The organism is Streptomyces sp. NPDC002520, from assembly GCF_053595235.1.
Genome location: NZ_JBSFXG010000018.1, coordinates 36,873 through 57,441, shown reverse-complemented (window position 1 = coordinate 57,441; position 20,569 = coordinate 36,873). Strand labels below are relative to the sequence as shown.

Genomic DNA, 20,569 nt, shown 5'->3' with positions numbered 1-20,569 from the left:
ATGCTGGGGCCATGACCGCCAAGGACTCCCGGGCCGCCGGCCTCGCCTCGCTCGCCTCGCTCGTCGCCGACGAGACCCGGGCCGCGTGTCTGCTGGCCCTCCTGGACGGGCGCGCGTGGACCGCCGGTGAGCTGGCCCGGCACGCCGGGGTCGCGCCGTCCACGCTGAGCGAGCACCTGGGCAAGCTGGTGGCGGGCGGGCTGCTCGCGCAGGAGCGGCAGGGCCGGCACCGGTACGTGCGGCTGGCCGACGCGCGGGTGGCGCAGCTGGTCGAGGACCTGGCCGCGCAGGTCCCCGCGGGGGCCGTACAGCAACCGGGACGCAGCCTGCGGGAGTCGAGCGTGCGCTCGGCGATGGCCCGGGGCCGCACCTGCTACGACCACCTGGCCGGCCGCCTCGGGATCGCTCTCACGGATGCGCTGACCCTCCGGGGACTGTTGGTGCAGGACACCGGGTTCGCGCTGACGGACGAGGGGCTCGACTGGTTCGGCGGGGTCGGTATCACCCTCGACCGTTCGACCCGGCGCCCACTGGCCCGCGCGTGCCTCGACTGGACCGAGCGCAGGCCTCATCTCGCGGGTGCGGCGGGGGCGGCGCTGTGCCGGCATGCGCTGGATGCGGGGTGGTGTGTGCGGATCGGGTCGGAGCGGGCGGTCAGGGTGACTCCGTCGGGGGAGCGGGAGTTGGGGGAGTTGCTGGGGATTTCACCAGGTGCGTTGCGGTGAGGTGCGGCTTGGGGGGTGGGGGTGGTGAGGGTGCGGATCGGCTGCCGGATGCGGGTCGGTGGGGCTTGTCGCGCAGTTCCCCGCGCCCCTGGGGAACTGCGGTGCCGTCGCCCATGAGGCACCGTCCGCCGATGGGGGCAGTCGTGCCTCCCCGTGCTGGAAGCCCACCCCCGTTCAGCGCCCGCACCCGGCCTGCCCTCCGTCAGAAGACCACCAGTGCGCGGCCTCCCTTGCCGGCGAGCATGTTGTCGAAGGCGGCCGGGATGTCCTTCAGGCCGATGCGGTCGGTGACGAGCGAGGCGAGGTCCAGGCGGCCCCGGCGTACGTGTTCGGCGAGGACCGGCACGTCGCGGGCCGGGTCGGAGTTGCCGTAGACGCAGCCGGAGAGGGTGCGGCCCCAGTGGAAGATCTCCAGGGCGTTGAAGGTGACCTCCTGGTCCTTGCCGCCGATGCCGACGACCGTCGTGCGGCCGCCCCGGCGGGTGGAGTCCCAGGCGGCCCGGATGGCGACCGCGCGCCCGACGCACTCCACGGAGACGTCGACGCCCTGCATGCCGGTGAGGGCGCGGATCTCGCGGGCGGTGTTCTCGGACGCGACGACGTAGTCGGTGGCGCCGGCGGCGCGGGCCAGCTCCTCCTTCTCCGGGGAGACGTCGACGGCGATGATGCGGGACGCGCCCGCGATACGGGCCGACTGGAGCGTGGCCAGGCCCACCCCGCCCGCGCCGAACACGGCGACCGTCTCACCGGGCTGGACCCGCGCCGAGTGGTGGACCGCGCCGTAACCGGTGAGGACGGCGCAGCCGAGGACGGCGGCGTCCACCAGCGGCACCCCGTCGGGCAGCGGCAGGACGCAGGAGGCGGAGACCACGGTCTCCTCGGCGAACGCGGCGACGTTCAGGCCGGGGTGCAGGTCGGTGCCGTCGACGGTGCGGGCATGGACGGCGGCGGCGCCGCCCAGGGCGTTGGCGCACAGCCAGACCTCGCCGAGCGTGCAGGCGTGGCAGGTACCGCAGGACGGCGCCCAGTTGAGGACCACTGGGGCGCCGGGCGCGACATGCGTGACGCCCTCGCCCACGGCGAGGACCGTGCCCGCGCCCTCGTGACCGAGGACCGCGGGGACCGGCACCCGCATGGTGCCGTTGGACAGGGACAGGTCGGAATGGCAGACCCCGGCGGCGGCGAGGCGGACCCGGACCTGTCCGGGGCCGGGATCGGGCAGCTCGATGCCGGTGATCTCCAACTGCGCGCCGACGGCTGGCAGGACGGCGGCTCGTACGGCCATGGCTCGCGGACTTCCTTAGAACTGGAGGGACTTGGTCTGGAGGTACTCGGCGAGTCCGTGTGTGCCGAGTTCCCGGCCGACCCCTGACTGCTTGTAGCCGCCGAAGGGGGCGAGGGGGTTGAACCGGCCGCCGTTGATGTCGACCTGACCGGTGTCCATGCGGCGGGCGAAGGCGACCGCCTCGGCCTCGTCGGCGGCCCAGACGGCGCCGGCGAGGCCGTAGACCGTGCCGTTGGCGATGCGCAGGGCGTCGTCCTCGTCGTCGTAGGGGAGGATGGTGAGGACCGGGCCGAAGATCTCCTCCTGGGCTACGGTCATCTCGGGGGTGACGTCGGCGAAGACGGTCGGACTGACGAAGTAGCCCAGCTCCTGGGGGGATTCGGGCCCGCCGGTGACCAGGCGGGCGCCCTCGGCGATGCCCTTCTCGATGTAACCGCGCACCCTGGCCTGCTGCGTGGCGTTCACGACCGGGCCGATGCGGTCGCCGTACTTTGCGGCCGCGGCGGCGGCCAGCTCGACGGCCTCCTCGTACCGGTCGCGGTGGACCAGCATGCGGGTCCAGGCGCTGCACGTCTGGCCGGAGTTGGACATCACGTTGGCCACGCCGACGCCCACGGCCTTCGCGAGATCGGCACTCGGCAGGATGACGTTGGCGGACTTGCCGCCGAGTTCCAGGGCGACGCGCTTCACGGCCGCGCCGGCCACCGCGCCGATCTGCCGGCCGACCGCCGTGGAGCCGGTGAAGGAGACCAGGTCGACGTCCGGGTGCTCGGCGAGGGCCTGTCCCGCGACCGGGCCCAGGCCGGTGACCAGGTTGAACACACCGGCCGGCACGCCCGCCTCGTGGACCGCCTCGGCGAAGATCTGGGCGGTGAGAGGGGTGTCCTCTGCGGGCTTGAGCACGACCGTGCAGCCCGCGGCGAGCGCGGGGGCGACCTTGGCGACGATCTGGTGGAGCGGGTAGTTCCAGGGGGTGATCGCACCGATGACGCCGACGGGCTCGTGCAGCACGGTGGAGTTGCCGACCTTCTCCTCGAAGGAGTGGGTCGCGGCCAGCTCGGCGAAGGAGCCGGCGACCGCGATCGGCAGGCCGACGTGCACGGCCTGCGCGAACTGGGCGGGGGCGCCCAGTTCCGCGGTCACCGTCTCGGCGATCTCGTCCTTGCGGGCCGCCAGGACGTCCCGCAGCGCGGCCAGGCGCGCGGCCCGCTCGGCCGGGGGCGTGGCGGCCCAGGCCGGGAGTGCGGCGCGCGCGGCGCGTACGGCGGTGTCGACGTCCAGGGCGCCGCCCGCCGGGACCCGGCCGACGACCTGCTCGTCGGCCGGGTTCACGACCTCGATCACGTCCTGGCTCTCGGCCGGGCGCCATGCGCCGTCGATGTAGAGGCCGTCGTGTGCCTTCATGTTGCTGCCTCCGGTTTCCATGTCGTCCGGCCAATAAACTAGCGACGATAGTTTTCGTGCGCCATACGTAACCGGACGCCCCCAGCACATCAGAAGACCCGGCGCCCCGGGAACATCAGAAGTCGACCTGCGCCCTCTCGTCCACCCTGCCCACGGACTCCTGGCCGAAAGCCTTCTCGTACGCCCGCCGGATGTCCTCGATGCTCCGGTCGCTCGCGTCGGCCAGCGACTCGGGATACAGCAGGATCAGCTCGTACGACCGCTCCTTCTCGATGGTGCCGTTCGCGTCCCGCCACTGCCCGCGCGCGCTCTGCACGGTGAGCCCGTCCGGGAAGGCGCGCGTGACCTCCTTGTCGACGAAGGCCATGAACTGCCGGTCGGTGACGGCCGGGCCGCCGTCCGGGCGCGCGGTGCCGAAGAGGAGCCGGGTCTCGACGTACGGCTCTCCGCGCGCGTGCGCGCAGGAGTCGACCGCGCCGGGGGAGACACGGCGCATCTTCGGCCGGTCGGGGCGAGGGGCGGAGGCGGTGCCCGCCACGTGGATCCTGACGTCTCCGTCGCCACCGGGCGCGGCGAAGGCCGGTCCGCCGAGAAGGACGGTGCCCGCGAGGGTGAGGGCCGACAGCGCGGCGGCGCGGCGGGGCAGGGACGGCGTCGCCATGAACACACTCCGAATCAGGCGATATTCATATAAATCCGTGTCACCTGACTCTGGTTCACCTCACTTCACCTCACCGCGCACGACACGGAAGCGGCGCCGCGCACCCCTCAGACATCGTCCTTCCGGCTCAACGCCGACCATGCTCGCCGGTCGGCCCCGGCCCGCGTCTCCCCTCCCGGCACCGGCCTCCCCGGCGACCGCGACGCCACACCCGACGACAGCAGCAGCAACACCCCGAGCATCACGAACGGTGCGGCCGCCCCCGCCACCCCGGCGACCAGGCCCGCGGCGGCCGGGGCGGCGACCTGGCCGAGCCGGTTGCCGGTCAGGCGCAGGGCGAGGGCGGTGGAACGCGCGTCCTCGGGAGCGGCCTGGACGACCGTCGTCATCGACAACGGCTGTCCGACGCCCAGGCAGAACCCGAGGACGACGAGCATCGACCCGAGCGCCCACACCGGCACCGGCAGGGCGACTCCCGCGCACAGCACGGCCGCCAGGAGGCAGGTCACGGTGAGCAAGGCGGGCCTGCCGAGCAGGCGGAGCAGCGGGGTGAGGACGAGCCGGCAGGCGATGGTGGCACCGGCGCGCAGGCTGAGCAGCACGCCGATCACCGCCGGCGCGATGTCCCGGTGCTCGCCGACCACGGGCAGATACGCGGTGAGGATGTCGGTGGCGGACAGCACGGACAGGCTGATGAGCATGCCGGCGGGCACGCCCCGGGCGCGCAGGATGCCCGCGACCGGCACACGCGCGCCGTGCGGTGGGCGGGAGTCGACCGTCGTACGGTCCTCGATGCGCCACAGCGACGTGAACGCGAGCGCGCACCCCGCGCCCGCCACGACGAGGGCGAGGGCGCTGCTGCCCGCCATGTCGGAACCGCCGATCAGGGCGCCCGCCGCGATGGGGCCGACGAGCTGGCCGAGGGAGGCACCGATGGTGAAGTACCCGAAGTTGCGGTCCTGTTCGTGCGGCGCGGACTGGCGGGCGACCAGGGACTGGGCGCCGATCACGAAGCAGAGGTGGCCGAGTCCCATGACCCCGCTCCACAGGGCCATCACCCAGAGGGAGTCGGCCAGTCCGCCGAGGAGGCAGCCGCCGGAGACGAGGACCACGCCCAGTGGCAGCAGGGGTGCGCAGCGGCCGTGGTCGGTGCGGCGGCCGAGCGGTACGGCCGCGAAGAGCGGGAGCAGGGCGTACACGCCCGCGATGACGCCGACCGCCCGCTCGTCGGCGCCCAGCGCGAGGGCCCGGTAGGACACGGCGGGCCGGGCCATCGACACCGCCCCCTGCGCGAAGCCGAAGGCGAGGACGAGGCGGAGCAGCCAGCCGCGGTTCCCACCGGGCGCCATGGTTTCCCTCCCGGGAAAGTCGGACGTTGCCCGGGTCAGACGATGCCGAACAGGAGTCCCGCGCCGAGCACGATCAGGGAGATCAGCACGGCCCACTTGACGACGAACCTGGTGTGGTCGCCGAACTCGACCTTGGCCATGCCGACCAGGACGTAGACGGCCGGGACGAGCGGGCTGGACATGTGCAGGGGCTGGCCGACGAGGGAGGCGCGGGCGATCTCCAGCGAGGAGACGCCGTGCGCGTGGCCCGCCTCGGCGAGCACCGGCAGGATGCCGAAGTAGAAGCCGTCGTTGGACATGAAGTACGTGAGCGGGATGCTCAGTACGCCGGTGACGAGGGCCATGTGCGGGCCCATGCCGTCGGGGATGTTGCCGACCAGCCACTCGGCCATGTGGTCGACCATGCCGGTGCCCTGGAGGACGCCGGTGAAGACGGCGGCGGCGAAGACCATGCCGGAGACGTTGAGCACGTTCTCGGCATGGGCGCCGATGCGGGCCTTCTGGTCGGGCATGTGCGGGAAGTTGACCGTGAGCGCGAGCGCGGCACCGAGCAGGAACAGCACCGGGATCGGCAGCCATTCCATGATCATCGCAGTGAGCAGGGCGACCGTGAGCAGCGCGTTGAACCAGTACAGACTGGGGCGCAGGGTGGGGCGGTTCGGGTCGAGGCCCCGGAAGTCGTCGCCCTCGGCCGGGTCGGCGTCGAGGGGTGCGTCCGTGCCGGAGCCGGAACCGGCGGCCGTCCGCTCGCCCTTGCCGGCGCCCGCCCCCGTGTCCTCGCCGCCGGTCTTCCGCGCGCCCGAACCGGCGCCCACGAGGACCGTCTCCGTCCCGGCCGCCGTCCCGGTCTCCGTCACCAGGACCTCGTCCAGCGTCAGCACGCCGAGCCGCCCCCGCTCGCGGCGGCCGAGGACGTAGGCGAGGGCCAGGACGCCCAGCAGGCCGACGGCCAGGGCCGGGATCATCGGCACGAAGATGTCGCCGGCGTCGACCTTCAGCGCGGTGGCGGCGCGGGCGGTCGGTCCGCCCCAGGGGAGCGTGTTCATCACGCCGTTGGCCATCGCGGCCACACCGGTCATCACGACCAGGCTCATCTTCAGGCGCTTGTACAGCGGGTACATCGCCGAGACGGTGATCATGAAGGTGGTGGAGCCGTCGCCGTCGAGGGAGACGATCGCGGCGAGCAGGGCCGTGCCGACGACGATGCGCAGCGGGTCGGCCCTGCAGAACCTCAGGATGCCCCGGACGATCGGGTCGAAGAGGCCGACGTCGATCATCACGCCGAAGTAGACGATCGCGAACATGAGCATCGCCGCGGTGGGGGCGAGGCTGGTGACGCCGTCGATGACGTAGTCGCCGAGCTTCGCCCCCTTGCCGACGAACACGCAGAACAGCGCGGGAATCAGCACGAGCGCCGCGATCGGCGACATCTTCTTCAGCATGATCAGGACCAGGAAGGTCGCGATCATGGCGAAGCCGAGGATGGTCAGCATGAATGGATACCTAACGTTCGCCCTTGAACATCCCGCCGGGCAGGCGGTGCGACGACGTTAGGTCCGTTCAAACGGCGTTAACAAGACGTTGACGTGTGAGCAATAAGCGCGAAAGTCCAGGTCAGGGCTTTGCCGAGGTCGTGGACGCGAGCTTTTCGGCCACCGCGGACACCGGTGTGACCTCGACGGGGACGCCGTTGAGGACCGCGTTGCCGGAGAGCGGGTCGAGGAGGCTGCCGTCCAGGAGCTGGTTGACGTTGACGCCGGGTTCGGTGGTGGCGTGGCCGAGCCGGACGCCGGGCCGGTCGTGGCCCCAGCCGTGCGGGAGGCTCACCACCCCGGTCCGGACCGCGTCGGTGACCTCGGCGGGCGCGGTCACCGCTCCCCCGGCGCCCTTCACGCGCACCGGCTGCCCGTCCCGGACGCCGAGGCGTGCGGCGTCCTCGGGGTGCAGCTGGAGGGTGCAGCGGTTGCTGCCGCCGGTGAGGGCGGGCACGTTGTGCATCCAGCTGTTGTTGGACCGCAGATGGCGGCGGCCGACGAGGACGAGCCCGGCGGGCCGCTCGGCGAGCGCCTCCCGGAGCCTCGGCAGATCGCCGGCGATGGGACCGGGCAGCAGCTCGACCTTGCCGCTCGCGGTCTTCAGCGGCTGCGGCAGGCGCGGGCGCAGCGGGCCGAGGTCGATGCCGTGCGGGTGGGCGAGCAGCCGGGCCAGGGTCAGCCCGTCGGGTCGGGCGCCGAAGCCGTCGCCGTAGGGGCCGAGGCGCAGCATCATGTCGAGGCGCCGCTCGGGCCCGGTGTCACCGGTGAGCAGGGCGGTCAGTTCGCGGGGGTCGCGTCCGTGGACCGGGGAGCTGGATTCCCGGACGGCCTTGCCGAGGGTCTGGTCGATCACCATCGCGTCGACGGTGGCCGGGTCGGCGCCGTGCATGCCGCCGGCGGCCAGGATCAGCCGGGCGAGGATCTCGGTCTCGGCCATGCGGCCGGGTTCGAGGGGCACGGCGGGACGGCTGTAGCGGACCTGGTTGCGCACGGCGAGGGTGTTGAACGCGAAGTCGTGGTGCGGGCTCTGGGAGGGCGGGGGCGGGGGCAGGACGACGTCGGCGTGGCGGGAGGTCTCGTTGAGGTACGGGTCGACGCTCACCATGAAGTCCAGGGACTCCAGCGCCTTGTCGAGCCGGTCGCCGTCGGGGGCGGACAGCACCGGGTTGGCGGCGATCACGACGAGCGCGCGCAGGGGCTCGCCCTCCTCGGTCGCGGTGTCGATCTCCTCGGCGAGGGCGGCGAGCGGCAACTCCCCCTTGGCCTCGGGGAGATGCCGTACCCGCGAGTGCCAGCGGCCGAGGGCGAAGCCGCGGTCGGGGCCGGCCGGGCGGGGTGTCCGGTCCGTGGCGGCCTGCGGGAACAGGGCGCCGCCGGGCCGGTCGAGGTTGCCGGTGAGGATGTTGAGGACGTCGACCAGCCAGCTGGCCAGGGTGCCGTGCGGGACGGTGCAGCTGCCGATGCGGGCGTAGACGGCGGCGGCGGGGGCGGCGGCGAGTTCGCGGGCCAGGGTGCGGATGAGGACCGCGTCGACGTCGCAGGCCCCGGCGACGGCTTCGGGGATGAAGTCCCGTAGCGCGTCCCGGAGTTCGGGGAGCCCGTCGACGTGCGGGGCGAGGTCCCCGAGGGCCCCGAGGTCTACGAGGCTCTCCTCGAACAGCACGGTGACCATCGCGGCGAGCAGCAGCGCGTCGGTGCCGGGCCGGACGGCGAGGTGCCGGTCGGCGAGCCGGGCGGTGCGGGTGCGGCGCGGGTCCACGACGGTGAGCCTGCCGCCACGCGCCTTCAGTGCCTTGAGCCTGCCCGGGAAGTCGGGGGCGGTGCACAGACTCCCGTTCGAGTCCAGGGGGTTGGCCCCGATCAGCAGGAGGTGGTCGGTGTGGTCGAGGTCCGGTACGGGGATGGCGTTGGCGTCACCGAACAGGAGCCCGCTGGAGACGTGCTTGGGCATCTGGTCGACCGTGGAGGCGGTGAAGACGCTGCGGGTGCGCAGGGCGCCGAGCAGGACGGTCGGGTAGAGGCCTCCGGCCACGGTGTGCACATTGGGGTTGCCGAGGACGACACCGAGGGCGTCGCGGCCGTACCGCTCCACGACCGGGCGCAGCCCTGCGGCGACCGCGTCGAAGGCCTCCTCCCAGGTGGCCTCGCGCAACGCGCCGTCCTCACGGACGAGGGGGGTGCGCAGCCGGTCCGGGTCGCCGTCGAGGGCTCCGAAGGCGGCGCCCTTGGGGCAGATGAACCCGTGGCTGAAGACGTCCTCGCGGTCACCGCGGGCGCCGGTCACCCGGGTGTCCTCGATGGTGAGGGTCAGCCCGCACGTGGCCTCGCACAGGGGGCAGATTCGCAGGGCGGTGCGGGACACGGGTCCTCCCGAGGGGTCGGTGGCGGTGCCGGGCGAGCGTGAAGAGGGCTCGGCCGCGAGCATACCGACCAGTACGCATGGAGGGGAGCCCTGTGCGGGTGCCCTGATTCCCGGCGGGAGCCGGCAGAAGTGAGCCGGTGGAGGTGAGCCGCGGGAACGGTGAGGTGAGCGGCTGGGATGAAGGGCAGAGGTGAGCCGCCGGAACGAACGGCGGAGGTGAGCCGCTCAGTCGAGCAGGCGCCCCAGATACGCCCGCAGCAGTTGCCGTGTCTCCTCGATGATCGCCGGGTCGCCCTGCGGGTCCATCCGGAAGGCCAGTTGGACCAACGTGTCCGCGCTCTCGACGGCGACCAGGAAGGCGCGGCGCACCTCCTCGTCGACGGCGCGGCCGAAGTATCCGGAGATCAGGTTCGTCAGCCGGTCGGCGACCCGCGTGTTGGGGTCGGCGTGCCGCGCGCCGATCGGGATCTGGTTGCCGAAGTCCACGAGGGAGAAGCCGGGCGCGGTCCGCTTCATGCTCAGGTACTCGTCGAGCACCGCGTCCATGGCGGCCCGCCAGTCCCCCGTCCGCGCCCCCTTCAGCCGCTCGGAGACACGCTCGGTGTAGCGCTCCAGGTTGCGCTGGGCGAGGGCGTCGGCCATCTGCCGCTTGTTGCCGAAGAAGCGGTAGACCGAGCCGATGGGCACACCCGCGCGCAGGGCGACGGCCCGGGTGCTCAGGGCGTCGTAGCCGACCTCGTCGAGCAGGTCGGCGCAGGCGTCGAGAATCCTGGTCAGCCGTTCGGCGCTGCGCTTCTGGACCGGCGCGCGGCGGAGCGTTGTCGCGTGGGGCACGCGCTTCATCATGCCTCTCCGCCGGGATCAGGTGAACCTCGCCCCCTGGTACGGAGGAAGTGGGCCCCCGCGCTCACGGGGCCACGGTGAGGGTCGCGGTGCCCGTCGACGGGGACGTGGAGGGCGATCCCTGGGCGGCGGAGGCGGTGATGTCGGCGGTGCTCTCGACCGGTTTGCCGCGCACGGCCCAGACCGTGCCGTCGTCGGCGTAGAGACGGGCGGTCACATGGTGGGTGCCGTGGGGGACGAGGTGTTCGGGCAGGTGGTACCCCGGGGTGCGCAGCCGGGTCACCGGTCTGCCGTCCACGAAGAGGCGGGCGAGGCCCTGTCCGGCGACCGCCTTCGGGCGCGCGCCCGCCGGGGAGAGGCGGAAGCGGTGCAGGGTCAGCAGGACGTCCCAGCCGCCGGCCGCGTCGGGGGTCACCTCGACGCGGACCTCCGGCGCGCGCTCCTTGTCGACCTCGCGCAGGTGCCTGCCGGCCTCGTCCGTGTCGTCGAGGACCTTGCCGACCGGCGAGGAGGAGACGGTGTCCCCGCCCCCTCGGTCTCCTCCGGAACCGCATCCCGCCACGCCGAAGGGCAGCAGGGCGCAGACCGCGAGCGCGGTGAGAGTGCCGCGTGACAACGACGTCAAAGGCATGTCCGCGACAGTAGAACAACGCCCGGCCACCCGAATCCCCCTGAAGTCTGGTTCTCACCGTCCCCCGGACGGAGGACCCGCCGCCCTCTTGCGTCCACCCCGGCTCATTCCTACGGTGATACATAGGAATAAGGAGCGCAAGGGAGCGATCATGAGCGATGGGGGCACCTCCCGCGCGAGCGGGTTCGAGCGTGAGGGAGCACGGAAGACCGCCGAGGCACTGTCGTACCTCTCCGGGTTCGGCAACGAACACGCCTCGGAGGCGGTGCCGGGCGCCCTGCCCGAGGGCCGCAACTCGCCGCAGCGCGCACCGCTGGGCCTCTACGCGGAGCAGCTGAGCGGCACGGCGTTCACCGAGCCGCGCGCGCACAACCGGCGCTCCTGGCTCTACCGGATCCACCCGTCGGCCGCTCACCCGGCCTTCACCCGCACCGGCAACGGCGCCCTGCGCACCGCCCCCTTCACCGAGGCGGTACCCGACCCGAACCGGCTGCGCTGGAACCCGCTGCCCGAGCCGCCGGCGGGCACGGACTTCCTGGCCGGCCTGTGGACCCTGGGCGGCAACGGCGACGCGACCCAGCGCACCGGCATGGCCGTGCACCTGTACCACGCCAACTCCTCGATGGAGCGCGTCTTCTCCGACGCCGACGGCGAGCTGCTGATCGTGCCGGAGCGCGGCGGGCTGCTGCTGCACACCGAGTTCGGCCGCCTCCTTGTGGAGCCGGCACATGTGGCCCTGATCCCGCGCGGGGTGCGCTTCCGTGTGGAGCTGCTGGACACCGCATCCGACGGCGGGCAGGGCCCGACCGCTCGCGGCTATGTGTGCGAGAACTACGGTGCGCCCTTCCAGCTTCCCGACCTCGGGCCCATCGGCGCCAACGGGCTCGCGAACGCCCGGGACTTCCGGGCACCGGTCGCCGCGTACGAGGACGACGACACCGCTGCGGGCCCGGTGGAGGTGGTGAACAAGTTCTGCGGCAACCTGTGGACGGCGACGTACGACCACTCGCCGCTCGACGTGGTCGCCTGGCACGGCAACCATGTGCCGTACGTCTATGACCTGCGCCGGTTCAATGTGCTCGGCACCATCTCGTACGACCACCCGGATCCGTCCATCTTCACGGTCCTCACGTCCCCGTCGGACACCCCGGGCCTGGCCGGTGTCGACTTCGTGGTGTTCGCCCCGCGCTGGCTGGTGGGTGAGGACACGTTCCGCCCGCCGTACTTCCACCGGAACGTGATGAGCGAGTACATGGGCCTGGTCGAGGGGGCCTACGACGCCAAGGCGGAGGGCTTCGTGCCGGGCGGCGGCTCGCTGCACAACATGATGTCGGCGCACGGCCCGGACCGGGAGACCTTCGACCGGGCGAGCGCCGCCGAGCTGCGGCCGCAGAAGATCGACGACGGTCTGGCGTTCATGTTCGAGACCCGGTGGCCGGTGACGCTCACCCCGCAGGCGGCCGGCGCGGACCATCTCCAGCAGCGCTACGACGACGTGTGGCAGGGCCTGGAACGTCACTTCCGCGCACCCTGACCGCACCCTGACCGCTCCGTTGCGCCGAACGTTCGTTGCCAGGTACGGATAGCTCGTGACCTCTTTCGCTCCGGATTCGATCGTCCTGAACCGCAAGCTGCCGCTCTGGTATCAGGTGTCGCAGTCGCTGCGCGCCTCGATCCTCGGCCGCTCGCCGCAGGATCCGTTGCGCCTGCCCACCGAGGAGCGGCTGGCGGAGCACTACGGGGTCAGCGTGCTCACCATGCGGCAGGCGCTGAAGGAGCTGGAGGACGAGGGGCTGATCAGCCGGCACCGGCGGCGCGGCACGTTCATCGAACCCGGTGTCCGGCGCGGGGCCCCGGTGCGGCTGCTGGGTTCGGTGGACGCGATCGTGGCCCAGCAGTCCGGCATGACGACCGAGCTGCTGGACCACGGCACGGTGCCGGTACCGGCCGGACTCGCCGAGTACTTCCCGGGCCTCACGGAGGTGGCGGCCTACCACCGGCTGCGCGGCGACGAGAAGACCGGCGAGCCGACCAACCACGCCGTCAACCACGTCCGTCCCGAACTGGCCGCGCGCATCGACCCGGCGGACCTGGTGCGCTGGCCGATGACCAAGGTGCTGCGGGACGCGGTGGGCGCGGACATCAGCCGCATCACGGACACCGTGGAGGCCCGCCTCGCCGACCCGGAGACCGCACGTCTCCTCCAGGTGCCGCTGCTCAGCCCGATCCTGCACTACACGGGCATCACCTTCGACACCGCCGGGCGGGTGCTGGACGTGGCGGTCATCCACTACCGGGGCGACCGCTTCTCCTTCACCGTGACCCTGGACGCGACCTGATCCCGGGGCAGGGTCAGGCCGTACGATGCCCTGCGTGACGCACGACGACGCTCCGCCGCTGGCGGACCTCATGCCGTGGTCCGTCGCACCGCTGCGGCCCGGCCGCGCCTGGCCGACGGCACCCGATCCGGCTTCCCTGAAGGCCCGCTGGGAGGCTCTGCTGAAGGCCGAGGGGCCGGGCCGGGAGGCCCTGTTCGAGCCGTCCCGGTCCCGCACGCTGTTCTCGGCGGTGGGCCAGCTGCCCGGCCAGCCGACCGGCACCGAGCGGCTGGCGCGCGCCGGGGGTCCGGGCGCGGAGCCGGTGCGGGTGCTGACGGCGCCCTTCGACGAGCAGTGGCTGATCCCGGACCACCGGCTGATCGACTCCGCACGCCCGGAACTGTGGCGGGTGGCGGACGCGCACCAGGTGTTCACGGCGGAGACGGCGGACGCGGACACTCCCCTGCTGGCGACCTCGCTGCTGCCCACTGTGCGCACCGGCCGCATCCGCCCCCTCTACCGCCGCCCCGGGGGCACGGAACCCAACCTGGCCCCGGGCCTGCTGGACCACCTGACGGACCGCCTCGGCTCCCGCCCGGCGGCGTCGGACGTGCTGGCCTGGATCCTGGCGGCGGTCCGCCCGGACCTCACCGTCCCGCTCACCGGGGACACCGACGTCTGGGAGCGGGGCGTGGAGTTGGGCCGCCGCACGCTGTGGCTGATGCGCCGCGACGGCGAGCGCCCCAAGCTGCCGGGCGGCCGCCGCCCCTACGTCCGCGCACCCCTGCCCACACGCTGGAGCACGGGGACACCCGCGCCCACCCTCCACTACGACCGTGACGAGGAGACCCTCCACCTGGACGAGGGCCGCATCTCCCCCGTCCCGCCGCAGGCCTGGGACTACGAGGTGGCCGGTGTCCGCGTCCTGGAGGCCTGGTTCGAGACCCGTACGACCCCGGCCGCCCCCGGCACCCTCGCCGCGATCCGCCCCACGACCTGGCCACAGCCCTGGACGTCGGAACTGCTGGAGCTGATCACGGTGCTGACCCTGCTGGCCGAACTCCGCCTGCCGCGCGCCGACTTGAAGGTCACGTCCCCGATCACGACGGCGGACCTCCGCGCGGCGGGCGTCCTCCCTCCCCCCGACTCCGCCCGCCGCCCCGCCTCGGTCCTGGACCACCAGGAGGAGGGCCCGGAAGGCCAGTTCGCCCTGCTCTAGCGGCTCAGCTCCGCAGGGCGGCCGCCAACCGCGCGACGTCCTCGGCGTCCTTGACCCGGCACGGCCGCCCGAGTTGGCGCTCGCCCCGCTCGCCGCCCATCGCATCGCTCCCCCGCTCCGGTCGAAGCGCCGTCAGGGCAGCCGGCCCGGGGGCGCGGGGAACCGCGCGGCCGGGCACGACGAGGCCGCACGCCGCACAGCACCGCAGCCCGCAGCGGCGGGGCTAGCGCGGCTCGAAGCCGTCGAGCACTCTCTCCAGCGCCCGTTGGAGCACGGCCTCCAGGTCGATCGGCCCCGCGTCCTCCGCGAGCGCCGCCGCCATCCTCGGATACTCACCGGAGCCGAGCCGCGCGCCGAGGTAGGTGATGCGCACCGCGTGCTCCTCCTCCTCGGACCAGGGCAGGGCACGGGCCCGCTCCGCGGTGTCGAGTTCATTGCGGACGTAGGTCGTCACCACGCCGTTCAGCATCGCGATCAGCTCGAGCTTGGTGCCGTACGACGCCTCCAGGGGATCCAGGCAGGCCAGACAGTGCTCCAGATACCGCAGGGCGTGCGGGCTGAAGCCGTAGACCGGGGACATCAGGCGCGGCATCCATGGATGCCGGTGCATCAGCGCACGCGTGTCGTGCGCCACCCGGAGCAGGTCGGCCCGCCAGTTCCCGCTCGGCTCCCACGGCTCGTGCTCGCCGCTGACGGCGTCCACCATCAGCTCGTACAGGTCCTCCTTGCGGGGGACGTAGTTGTACAACGACATCGTGCCGCAGCCCAGCTCGGCCGCGACGCGGCGCATCGACACCGCGTCGAGCCCCTCGGCGTCGGCGATCCGTACGGCCGCGGCCGCGATGTCGTCGCGCGTGTACGCCGGCTTCGGGCCCCGGCCGGTGCGCTCCGGGCGCGCCCAGATCACCTCGGGGACGGACCCGCGAGCTGCCATCACTCATCACCTCGGCCACCATCCTAGTTACGTACAGCGTACGTAGTGCGCTATGGTCGCGACATGACTACTACGTACGCTGTACTTAGTGAGGGACTGGAAAAGCGCTTCGGCGCCGTCCACGCCCTGCGCGGGCTCGATCTGGCCGTGGCCGAGGGCACGGTGTGCGGGCTGCTCGGCCCGAACGGGGCGGGCAAGACGACCGCCGTACGGCTGCTGACCACGCTGTTGCGACCCGACGCCGGTTCGGCGCGGATCGCGGGGCACGACCTGGTGCGGGAGGCGGCGGCCGTACGCCGCCGGATCGCGGTCACCGGGCAGTACGCCTCGGTCGACGGCGACCTCACCGGCCGGCAGAACCTGCGGCTGTTCACGCGGCTGCACCGGGTGCGCGGGCCGGCCGAGCGGGCCGACGAGCTGCTGGAGCGCTTCGGGCTGACCGAGGCCGCCGACCGGAGGGCGGCCGGCTACTCGGGCGGCATGCGCCGGCGGCTCGACCTGGCCGCGAGTCTGATCCGACGCCCCGACGTGCTCTTCCTCGACGAGCCGACCACCGGACTCGACCCGGCCAGCCGCAACAGCATCCGGGAGGCGGTGCGCGAGCTGAGGACGCACGGCACGACCGTCCTGCTGACCACGCAGTACCTGGAGGAGGCCGACCAACTCGCCGACGACATCGCCCTGGTGGACCGGGGCCGGGTCGCGCACACCGGGTCGCCCGCCGAACTCAAGGCGCTCATCGGCTCGTACGCCGAGGTCGTCGTCGCGGACCCCGACGGGATGACGAAGGCGGCCGGCGTACTGGACCGACTCACCGGTTCGGAACCGGTGTTCGACCACGACCGCGGGACCGTCGGCGCGGTCACCACCGACCGGACCCTCACCCTGCCCCGCCTGGTGCGCGAACTCGACGCGGCGGGAGTGCCGTTGCTCGACGTGAGCCTGCGGCCGCCGACACTCGACGACGTCTTCCTGCGGCTCACCGGGGAGCCCGCCGACACCAAGGAGCTGGTGGCATGAGCGCGTTGGCCCACGACGGCCTGGCGATGACGGGCCGGCAGCTGCGCCGGGTCCGCAACAGTCCGGGACTCACGATCCTGACCCAGGTGATGCCGATCAACATGCTGCTGTTCTTCGGCTATGTGTTCGGCAGCGCCCTGGCGATGCCCGGCCGTGAGTACCGCTCCTTCCTGGTGCCCGGCCTGCTGGTCGCCACCGCGGCCGGCGGCCTGATGACCGGCATGTTCCAGTCCGCCCAGGACACCCACCGGGGCGTGACGGACCGCTTCCGCACCATGCCGGTGAGCCGGGCGGCCGTACCGCTCGGGCAGGCGCTGGCGGACCTGCTGGTGACGAGCGTCGGCACCGTGCCGCTGCTGCTGGTGGGGCTGGCGGTGGGCTGGCGGATCGAGGGGTCCGCACCGGCCGCCGCCGGTGCGGTGGGGCTGCTGCTGCTCTTCCGGTTCGCCTGCACCTGCGCCGGGATCTTCCTGGGCCTGCTCACCCGCAGCGAGGAGGCCGCCGGCCAGCTCGGCGCCGCCTCCTTCGTGCTGCCCCTGCTGTCCGACGCCTACATCCCCACCGGCAACCTCCCCGGCTGGCTGCGCACGCTCGCCGAGTGGAACCCCATCAGCGCGGTCACCACGGCCCTGCGGGACCTGTTCGGCAACGCTCCCGTCCCGCCGGACTCCGCCTGGCCGGTGGCGCACCCGGTCGCGGGCTCGCTCCTCTGGAGCCTCGCTCTGACCGCCGTGTTCCTGCCCCTCGCGGTACGCCGGTACGCGCGCGGCGAGCGATGACCCGCTGCTGACAGAACCGCCGGTCAGAGGAGATCATCCACCGCATGGACCATCTCCCGCTGCCCCTGGAGGGCATCACCGTCGTCGCCGTCGAACAGGCCGTGTCCGCGCCGTTCGCGACCCGGCAGCTCGCCGACCTGGGTGCCCGGGTCATCAAGGTGGAGCGGGTCGACGGCGGCGACTTCGCGCGTGGCTACGACACCGCCGCCCGTGGTCTCGCCTCGCACTTCGTGTGGTGCAACCGCGGCAAGGAGTCCCTCGCCGTGGACCTCAAGGACCCACGCGGCCTGGACGTCGTACGGCGGCTGGTCGCGGACGCGGACGTGTTCGTGCAGAACCTCGCCCACGGGGCCGCCGCCCGGCTCGGGCTCGACGCGGCCACGCTGTGCGCGGAACATCCGCGGCTGATCGCCGTGGACATCTCGGGATACGGCGCCGGCGGGCCGTACGCGGACAAGCGGGCGTACGACATGCTCGTGCAGTGCGAGTCCGGTCTTGTGTCGGTGACCGGGACGCCCGAGCAGCCGGTGAAGGCGGGTGTCCCGGCGGCGGACATCGCGGCGGCCATGTACGCGTTCTCGGGCGTGCTGGCCGCGCTGGTGCGGCGCGGCACGACCGGCAGGGGCGGGCCGGTGGAGGTGTCGATGCTGGAGGCGCTCGCGGAGTGGCTGGGGCATCCGCTGCACCACGCGATGCACGGAGGCGAGCCGCCGGCGCGCACCGGCCTCGCGCACGCGGTCATCGCGCCCTACGACGCGTATCCGACGGGTGACGGCGGGCGCGTGCTGTTGTCGGTGCAGAACGACCGGGAGTGGCGGCGGCTGGCCGAGCAGGTCATGGGCCGCCCGGAACTGGGCACGGATCCGGTGTACGCGACGAACGCGGCGCGGGTGGCGAACCGGGCGGCGACCGACGAGCTGGTCGCGCGGGCGCTGGGCGCGCTGGACACCGACGAGGCGCTGGCCCGGCTGGAGAAGGCGGGCATCGCCTGCGCCCGGCTCAGGGATCTGCACGAGCTGGCGGAGCATCCGCAGCTGGCCGCCCGGGAGCGGTGGCGTGAGGTGGGGTCGCCGGTCGGGCCGCTGAAGGCTCTGCTGCCTCCCATCACGCTGCCGGGCGGGGACGAGGCACGGATGGGTGATGTGCCCGCGCTCGGACAGCACACCGAGGCGCTGCTGCGTGCCGTGGGGATGACGGACGACCAGATCGCAGCGATGCGCCGGGACGGTGCGGCGGCCTGAGCGCGGGCCCCGAAAGGATGCGGTGTGAGGGGCGCCGGTTCTCTCGGGGTTCGGGCCGGTGCCCGAACGCGGTGGGCTCAGTGCCCGCCGAACAGCGAACGGCGCAGCCGGCGCAGGGGAGCGAAGAGGGACACCCGGCGGACCCGAGTGCCTCGGTCGCTGCGCTGGCGCGTGGTGTCCCGCGCGGTCAGCTCACGCATCAGCGAGGTCGCCTCGACCGTCTCCCGCTGCGGTATGGCGGGACCCGCCAGCACCGACAGATGGCGGTCGAGGCGCGAACTGGTCGCGCTGCTCCCGCAGGTGATCGCAGGGACCCTCGCCCTGCTGCGCACTGTTATCTGCTCCATGTCACTCCCCACCCGTACGAGTCCACCCGGCCCGGGCAGGGTAACCCTATCGCCCCAGTGGGGCACCCGTGTATCTCGCCCGCAGGATTCACCTTCCCCGTAAGGGCGTTGATCACCCCCATGTGACTACTCTCCGAATCCGACCGATTTCAAGGCGAGTTGGACAACCGGCTGGCTGGTGGGCTGCGCTGAGCCGCCATCAGGCTCGACGGTCACGGTGAGTGACGTCGCGGACTCCTCGAGCCCCCTGACGACCAAGGGCGTGTCGCCCGCGAGGAGCCCGAGGGAGCGCGGTTGCTCAGGGGGGCGCATGAGCCAGAACTGGTGCACACGGCCGCCGGGCGGGGTGCCGTACCCGCTGAGGGTGACGACGGCCCGCCGCTCCGATACGGAGGCGATCACTCCGATACCGCGCCCCTGTGCGTCCCGGCCGGCGGCGGACCGGGCGTCGGGCGCGGTCAGAACGTGGGCGATCTCACGTGTCCGGGCCTGTTCGGCGTCGAGCCGGTCCTGTGTCCGGTCGGCCTGGACGGCGAAGAGTCCGGCGACGACGAGGGCCGCGGCGGCGGTCACCGTGGCCAGCGGGGCGAGCAGGGGGCGCGCCCGGGGCGTACGGGTGCGGGCCGGCGGGGGCTGCGTGCCCCAGACGTGCGGGGGCAGCCGGCGGGTGCGCTCCCGGCCGGGCGCGGGCGCCTGCTCCTGCGGTGTGGCGCGGACGGCGGCCAGGACCCACTCGCGCAGGGCGGCCGGGGCGGGGGCCGCGGTGGACCAGGCGAGCCGGACCGCGTCCTCGGACAGCTCCCGGACCTCCGCGGCGCAGCGCTCGCAGTCCCCGAGGTGCTTCTCGAAGCGGCGCCGTTCGCCGGGGTCGAGGGCGTCGAGCGCGTAGGGCGCGGCGAGCGAGTGCGGGTCCCCGCGGCGCAGCAGGCGGCCGAGGATGCTCATGCGGCACCTCCCAGGCACTCGCGCAGCCGGGCGAGCCCGTCACGCATCCGCGTCTTGACCGTGCCCAGCGGCAGTCTCAGCCGCTCGGCCACCTCACGGTACGTGTAGCCGTCGTAGTAGGCGAGGGTGACGGACTGGCGCTGCAGTGCGGTGAGCCGCTCCAGACAGCGGCGCAGCCACTCGCGTTCGAGACCGGCCTCGACCTCCTCGGCGACCTGGTCGAAGGCGGGTTCTTCGGCGCGCAGGGCCTCGCGCTGCTCGCGTTCGCCGGCCGCACGGGCGCTGCGCACCCGGTCCACGGCCCGGCGGTGGGCGAGGGTGAGGATCCACGACAGGGCGCTGCCCCGGCGCGGGTCGAACCGGGCGGCGGAGCGCCACAGTTCCAGCAGTGCCTCCTGGGCCACCTCCTCGGACTGGGCGGGATCGCGCACGATCCGCCGCACCAGCCCGTAGACCGGTCCGGACACCAGTGCGTACAGGTCCTCGAACGCCTTCTGGTCACCGGCCGCCACGAGCACCAGCAGCTCGTCCGCCTCCACCCGGGCCCCCTTCGCCTGACTTCCGTGGCCGCAGCCGGCCAGGGCTACCCTGGTGGGCTCGCACACCGAGTACGACGGCACGTGCCCGCCGCCGGCCGCGCAGGCGCCCGCGTTCACGGCGACGTTCACGGTCGGCCGGGTGCCGGCGCGGGTGGAGTACCGGTGGGTCCTCGCGCACGGGTCGGTGTCGGATCCGGGATGGCGGACGCTGTCGTTCCCGGCGGGCGGTGGACGGACCGGTCAGGTGACGGTGTCGGTGACCGGCTACCCCGACGGCGGGTGGCCGGAGAACGAGATCAGCGTGGAGGTGCGCACTCCGGTGCGGGTCACGTCGAACCCGGTGTCGTTCTCGGTGACGTGCACGACGGCGACGGCGACGGAGACCCCGACGGACGGGGCCTCCGCTTCTCCTTCGGGTTCGCCCTGAACTTC

At 73.1% G+C, this 20,569-nt stretch carries 19 protein-coding genes and 1 pseudogene; 8 read left to right on the top strand and 12 right to left on the bottom strand.

Features of this window, described 5'->3' with window-relative positions; translation table 11 throughout:
• The first annotated feature begins 11 nt into the window (after positions 1–11).
• Entirely contained in the window at positions 12–725 is a 714-nt protein-coding gene (locus ACWD5D_RS24460) for an ArsR/SmtB family transcription factor (protein WP_451374871.1), read from the top strand.
• A gap of 202 nt (positions 726–927) precedes the next feature.
• Here ACWD5D_RS24460 and ACWD5D_RS24455 read toward each other — a convergent pair whose 3' ends face one another.
• The 8 genes from ACWD5D_RS24455 to ACWD5D_RS24420 all read right to left on the bottom strand — a co-directional run bounded on the left by ACWD5D_RS24455 (position 928) and on the right by ACWD5D_RS24420 (position 10,795).
• Positions 928–2,010, bottom strand: coding sequence for a Zn-dependent alcohol dehydrogenase (locus ACWD5D_RS24455; RefSeq protein ID WP_451374870.1), 1,083 nt, complete (start codon positions 2,008–2,010; stop codon positions 928–930).
• Between the two features lie 15 nt (positions 2,011–2,025).
• Positions 2,026–3,414, bottom strand: a complete 1,389-nt coding sequence (locus ACWD5D_RS24450) for an aldehyde dehydrogenase family protein (RefSeq protein WP_451374869.1) — start codon at positions 3,412–3,414, stop codon at positions 2,026–2,028.
• A 115-nt stretch (positions 3,415–3,529) separates the two neighbouring features.
• Positions 3,530–4,075, bottom strand: coding sequence for a DUF3574 domain-containing protein (locus ACWD5D_RS24445; RefSeq protein ID WP_451374868.1), 546 nt, complete (start codon positions 4,073–4,075; stop codon positions 3,530–3,532).
• Positions 4,076–4,182: 107 nt separating this feature from the next.
• Positions 4,183–5,424 carry an MFS transporter gene (locus ACWD5D_RS24440; RefSeq protein WP_451374867.1) on the bottom strand — a complete coding sequence of 414 codons (1,242 nt, stop codon included), beginning with the start codon at positions 5,422–5,424 and terminating at the stop codon, positions 4,183–4,185.
• Positions 5,425–5,459: 35 nt separating this feature from the next.
• On the bottom strand, positions 5,460–6,917 hold the full coding sequence (locus ACWD5D_RS24435) for a CitMHS family transporter (RefSeq protein WP_451374866.1): 1,458 nt from the start codon (positions 6,915–6,917) through the stop codon (positions 5,460–5,462).
• Positions 6,918–7,038: 121 nt separating this feature from the next.
• A complete protein-coding gene (locus ACWD5D_RS24430) occupies positions 7,039–9,321 on the bottom strand; it encodes a molybdopterin oxidoreductase family protein (RefSeq protein WP_451374865.1) in 2,283 nt (760 codons plus the stop codon).
• A 225-nt stretch (positions 9,322–9,546) separates the two neighbouring features.
• Positions 9,547–10,164, bottom strand: coding sequence for a TetR family transcriptional regulator (locus tag ACWD5D_RS24425; protein WP_451374974.1), 618 nt, complete (start codon positions 10,162–10,164; stop codon positions 9,547–9,549).
• A 64-nt stretch (positions 10,165–10,228) separates the two neighbouring features.
• Positions 10,229–10,795, bottom strand: a complete 567-nt coding sequence (locus ACWD5D_RS24420; protein WP_451374864.1) for a hypothetical protein — start codon at positions 10,793–10,795, stop codon at positions 10,229–10,231.
• Between the two features lie 151 nt (positions 10,796–10,946).
• On the opposite strand from ACWD5D_RS24420, the gene hmgA reads away from it, so the two are divergent.
• From hmgA to ACWD5D_RS24405, 3 genes are read left to right on the top strand one after another with little or no spacing between them, the layout of a single operon-like run.
• Complete coding sequence (hmgA, locus tag ACWD5D_RS24415; protein ID WP_451374863.1) at positions 10,947–12,329, top strand: homogentisate 1,2-dioxygenase; 1,383 nt, start codon at positions 10,947–10,949, stop codon at positions 12,327–12,329.
• 55 nt (positions 12,330–12,384) lie between these two features.
• On the top strand, positions 12,385–13,134 hold the full coding sequence (locus ACWD5D_RS24410) for a GntR family transcriptional regulator (RefSeq protein ID WP_451374862.1): 750 nt from the start codon (positions 12,385–12,387) through the stop codon (positions 13,132–13,134).
• 25 nt (positions 13,135–13,159) lie between these two features.
• On the top strand, positions 13,160–14,332 hold the full coding sequence (locus tag ACWD5D_RS24405) for a type ISP restriction/modification enzyme (RefSeq protein ID WP_451374861.1): 1,173 nt from the start codon (positions 13,160–13,162) through the stop codon (positions 14,330–14,332).
• A 223-nt stretch (positions 14,333–14,555) separates the two neighbouring features.
• Here the strand turns inward: ACWD5D_RS24405 and ACWD5D_RS24400 are convergent, their stop codons facing one another.
• Entirely contained in the window at positions 14,556–15,266 is a 711-nt protein-coding gene (locus ACWD5D_RS24400) for a TetR/AcrR family transcriptional regulator (RefSeq protein ID WP_451374860.1), read from the bottom strand.
• A 63-nt stretch (positions 15,267–15,329) separates the two neighbouring features.
• On the opposite strand from ACWD5D_RS24400, the gene ACWD5D_RS24395 reads away from it, so the two are divergent.
• Genes ACWD5D_RS24395 through ACWD5D_RS24385 form a run of 3 tightly spaced genes read left to right on the top strand, consistent with a single transcriptional unit; the run spans position 15,330 to position 18,306 of the window.
• Positions 15,330–16,286: an ATP-binding cassette domain-containing protein gene (locus ACWD5D_RS24395; protein ID WP_451374859.1), complete on the top strand. Its 957-nt coding sequence runs from the start codon at positions 15,330–15,332 to the stop codon at positions 16,284–16,286.
• The gene (locus tag ACWD5D_RS24390; protein ID WP_451374858.1) at positions 16,283–17,065 is read left to right on the top strand and encodes an ABC transporter permease; all 783 of its coding nucleotides are present in this window, start codon (positions 16,283–16,285) and stop codon (positions 17,063–17,065) included. The genes ACWD5D_RS24395 and ACWD5D_RS24390 overlap by 4 nt, the downstream gene beginning before the upstream one ends.
• Positions 17,066–17,109: 44 nt before the next feature.
• Positions 17,110–18,306, top strand: a complete 1,197-nt coding sequence (locus ACWD5D_RS24385) for a CaiB/BaiF CoA transferase family protein (protein ID WP_451374857.1) — start codon at positions 17,110–17,112, stop codon at positions 18,304–18,306.
• A gap of 77 nt (positions 18,307–18,383) precedes the next feature.
• On the opposite strand, the gene ACWD5D_RS24380 is transcribed toward ACWD5D_RS24385, so the two are convergent.
• The 3 genes from ACWD5D_RS24380 to ACWD5D_RS24370 form a co-directional block, all read right to left on the bottom strand.
• Positions 18,384–18,653 (bottom strand): hypothetical protein, encoded by a 270-nt coding sequence (locus ACWD5D_RS24380; protein WP_393876047.1) that lies wholly within the window; start codon positions 18,651–18,653, stop codon positions 18,384–18,386.
• A 126-nt stretch (positions 18,654–18,779) separates the two neighbouring features.
• Positions 18,780–19,598: an anti-sigma factor gene (locus ACWD5D_RS24375; RefSeq protein ID WP_451374856.1), complete on the bottom strand. Its 819-nt coding sequence runs from the start codon at positions 19,596–19,598 to the stop codon at positions 18,780–18,782.
• On the bottom strand, positions 19,595–20,179 hold the full coding sequence (locus tag ACWD5D_RS24370) for a sigma-70 family RNA polymerase sigma factor (RefSeq protein WP_451374973.1): 585 nt from the start codon (positions 20,177–20,179) through the stop codon (positions 19,595–19,597). The genes ACWD5D_RS24375 and ACWD5D_RS24370 overlap by 4 nt, the downstream gene beginning before the upstream one ends.
• Between ACWD5D_RS24370 and ACWD5D_RS24365 the strand changes: the two are divergent.
• Positions 20,160–20,564, top strand: a pseudogene (locus ACWD5D_RS24365) (serine/threonine protein kinase); the annotation flags it as partial. The gene ACWD5D_RS24370 and the pseudogene ACWD5D_RS24365 overlap by 20 nt on opposite strands.
• Positions 20,565–20,569 lie beyond the last annotated feature (5 nt).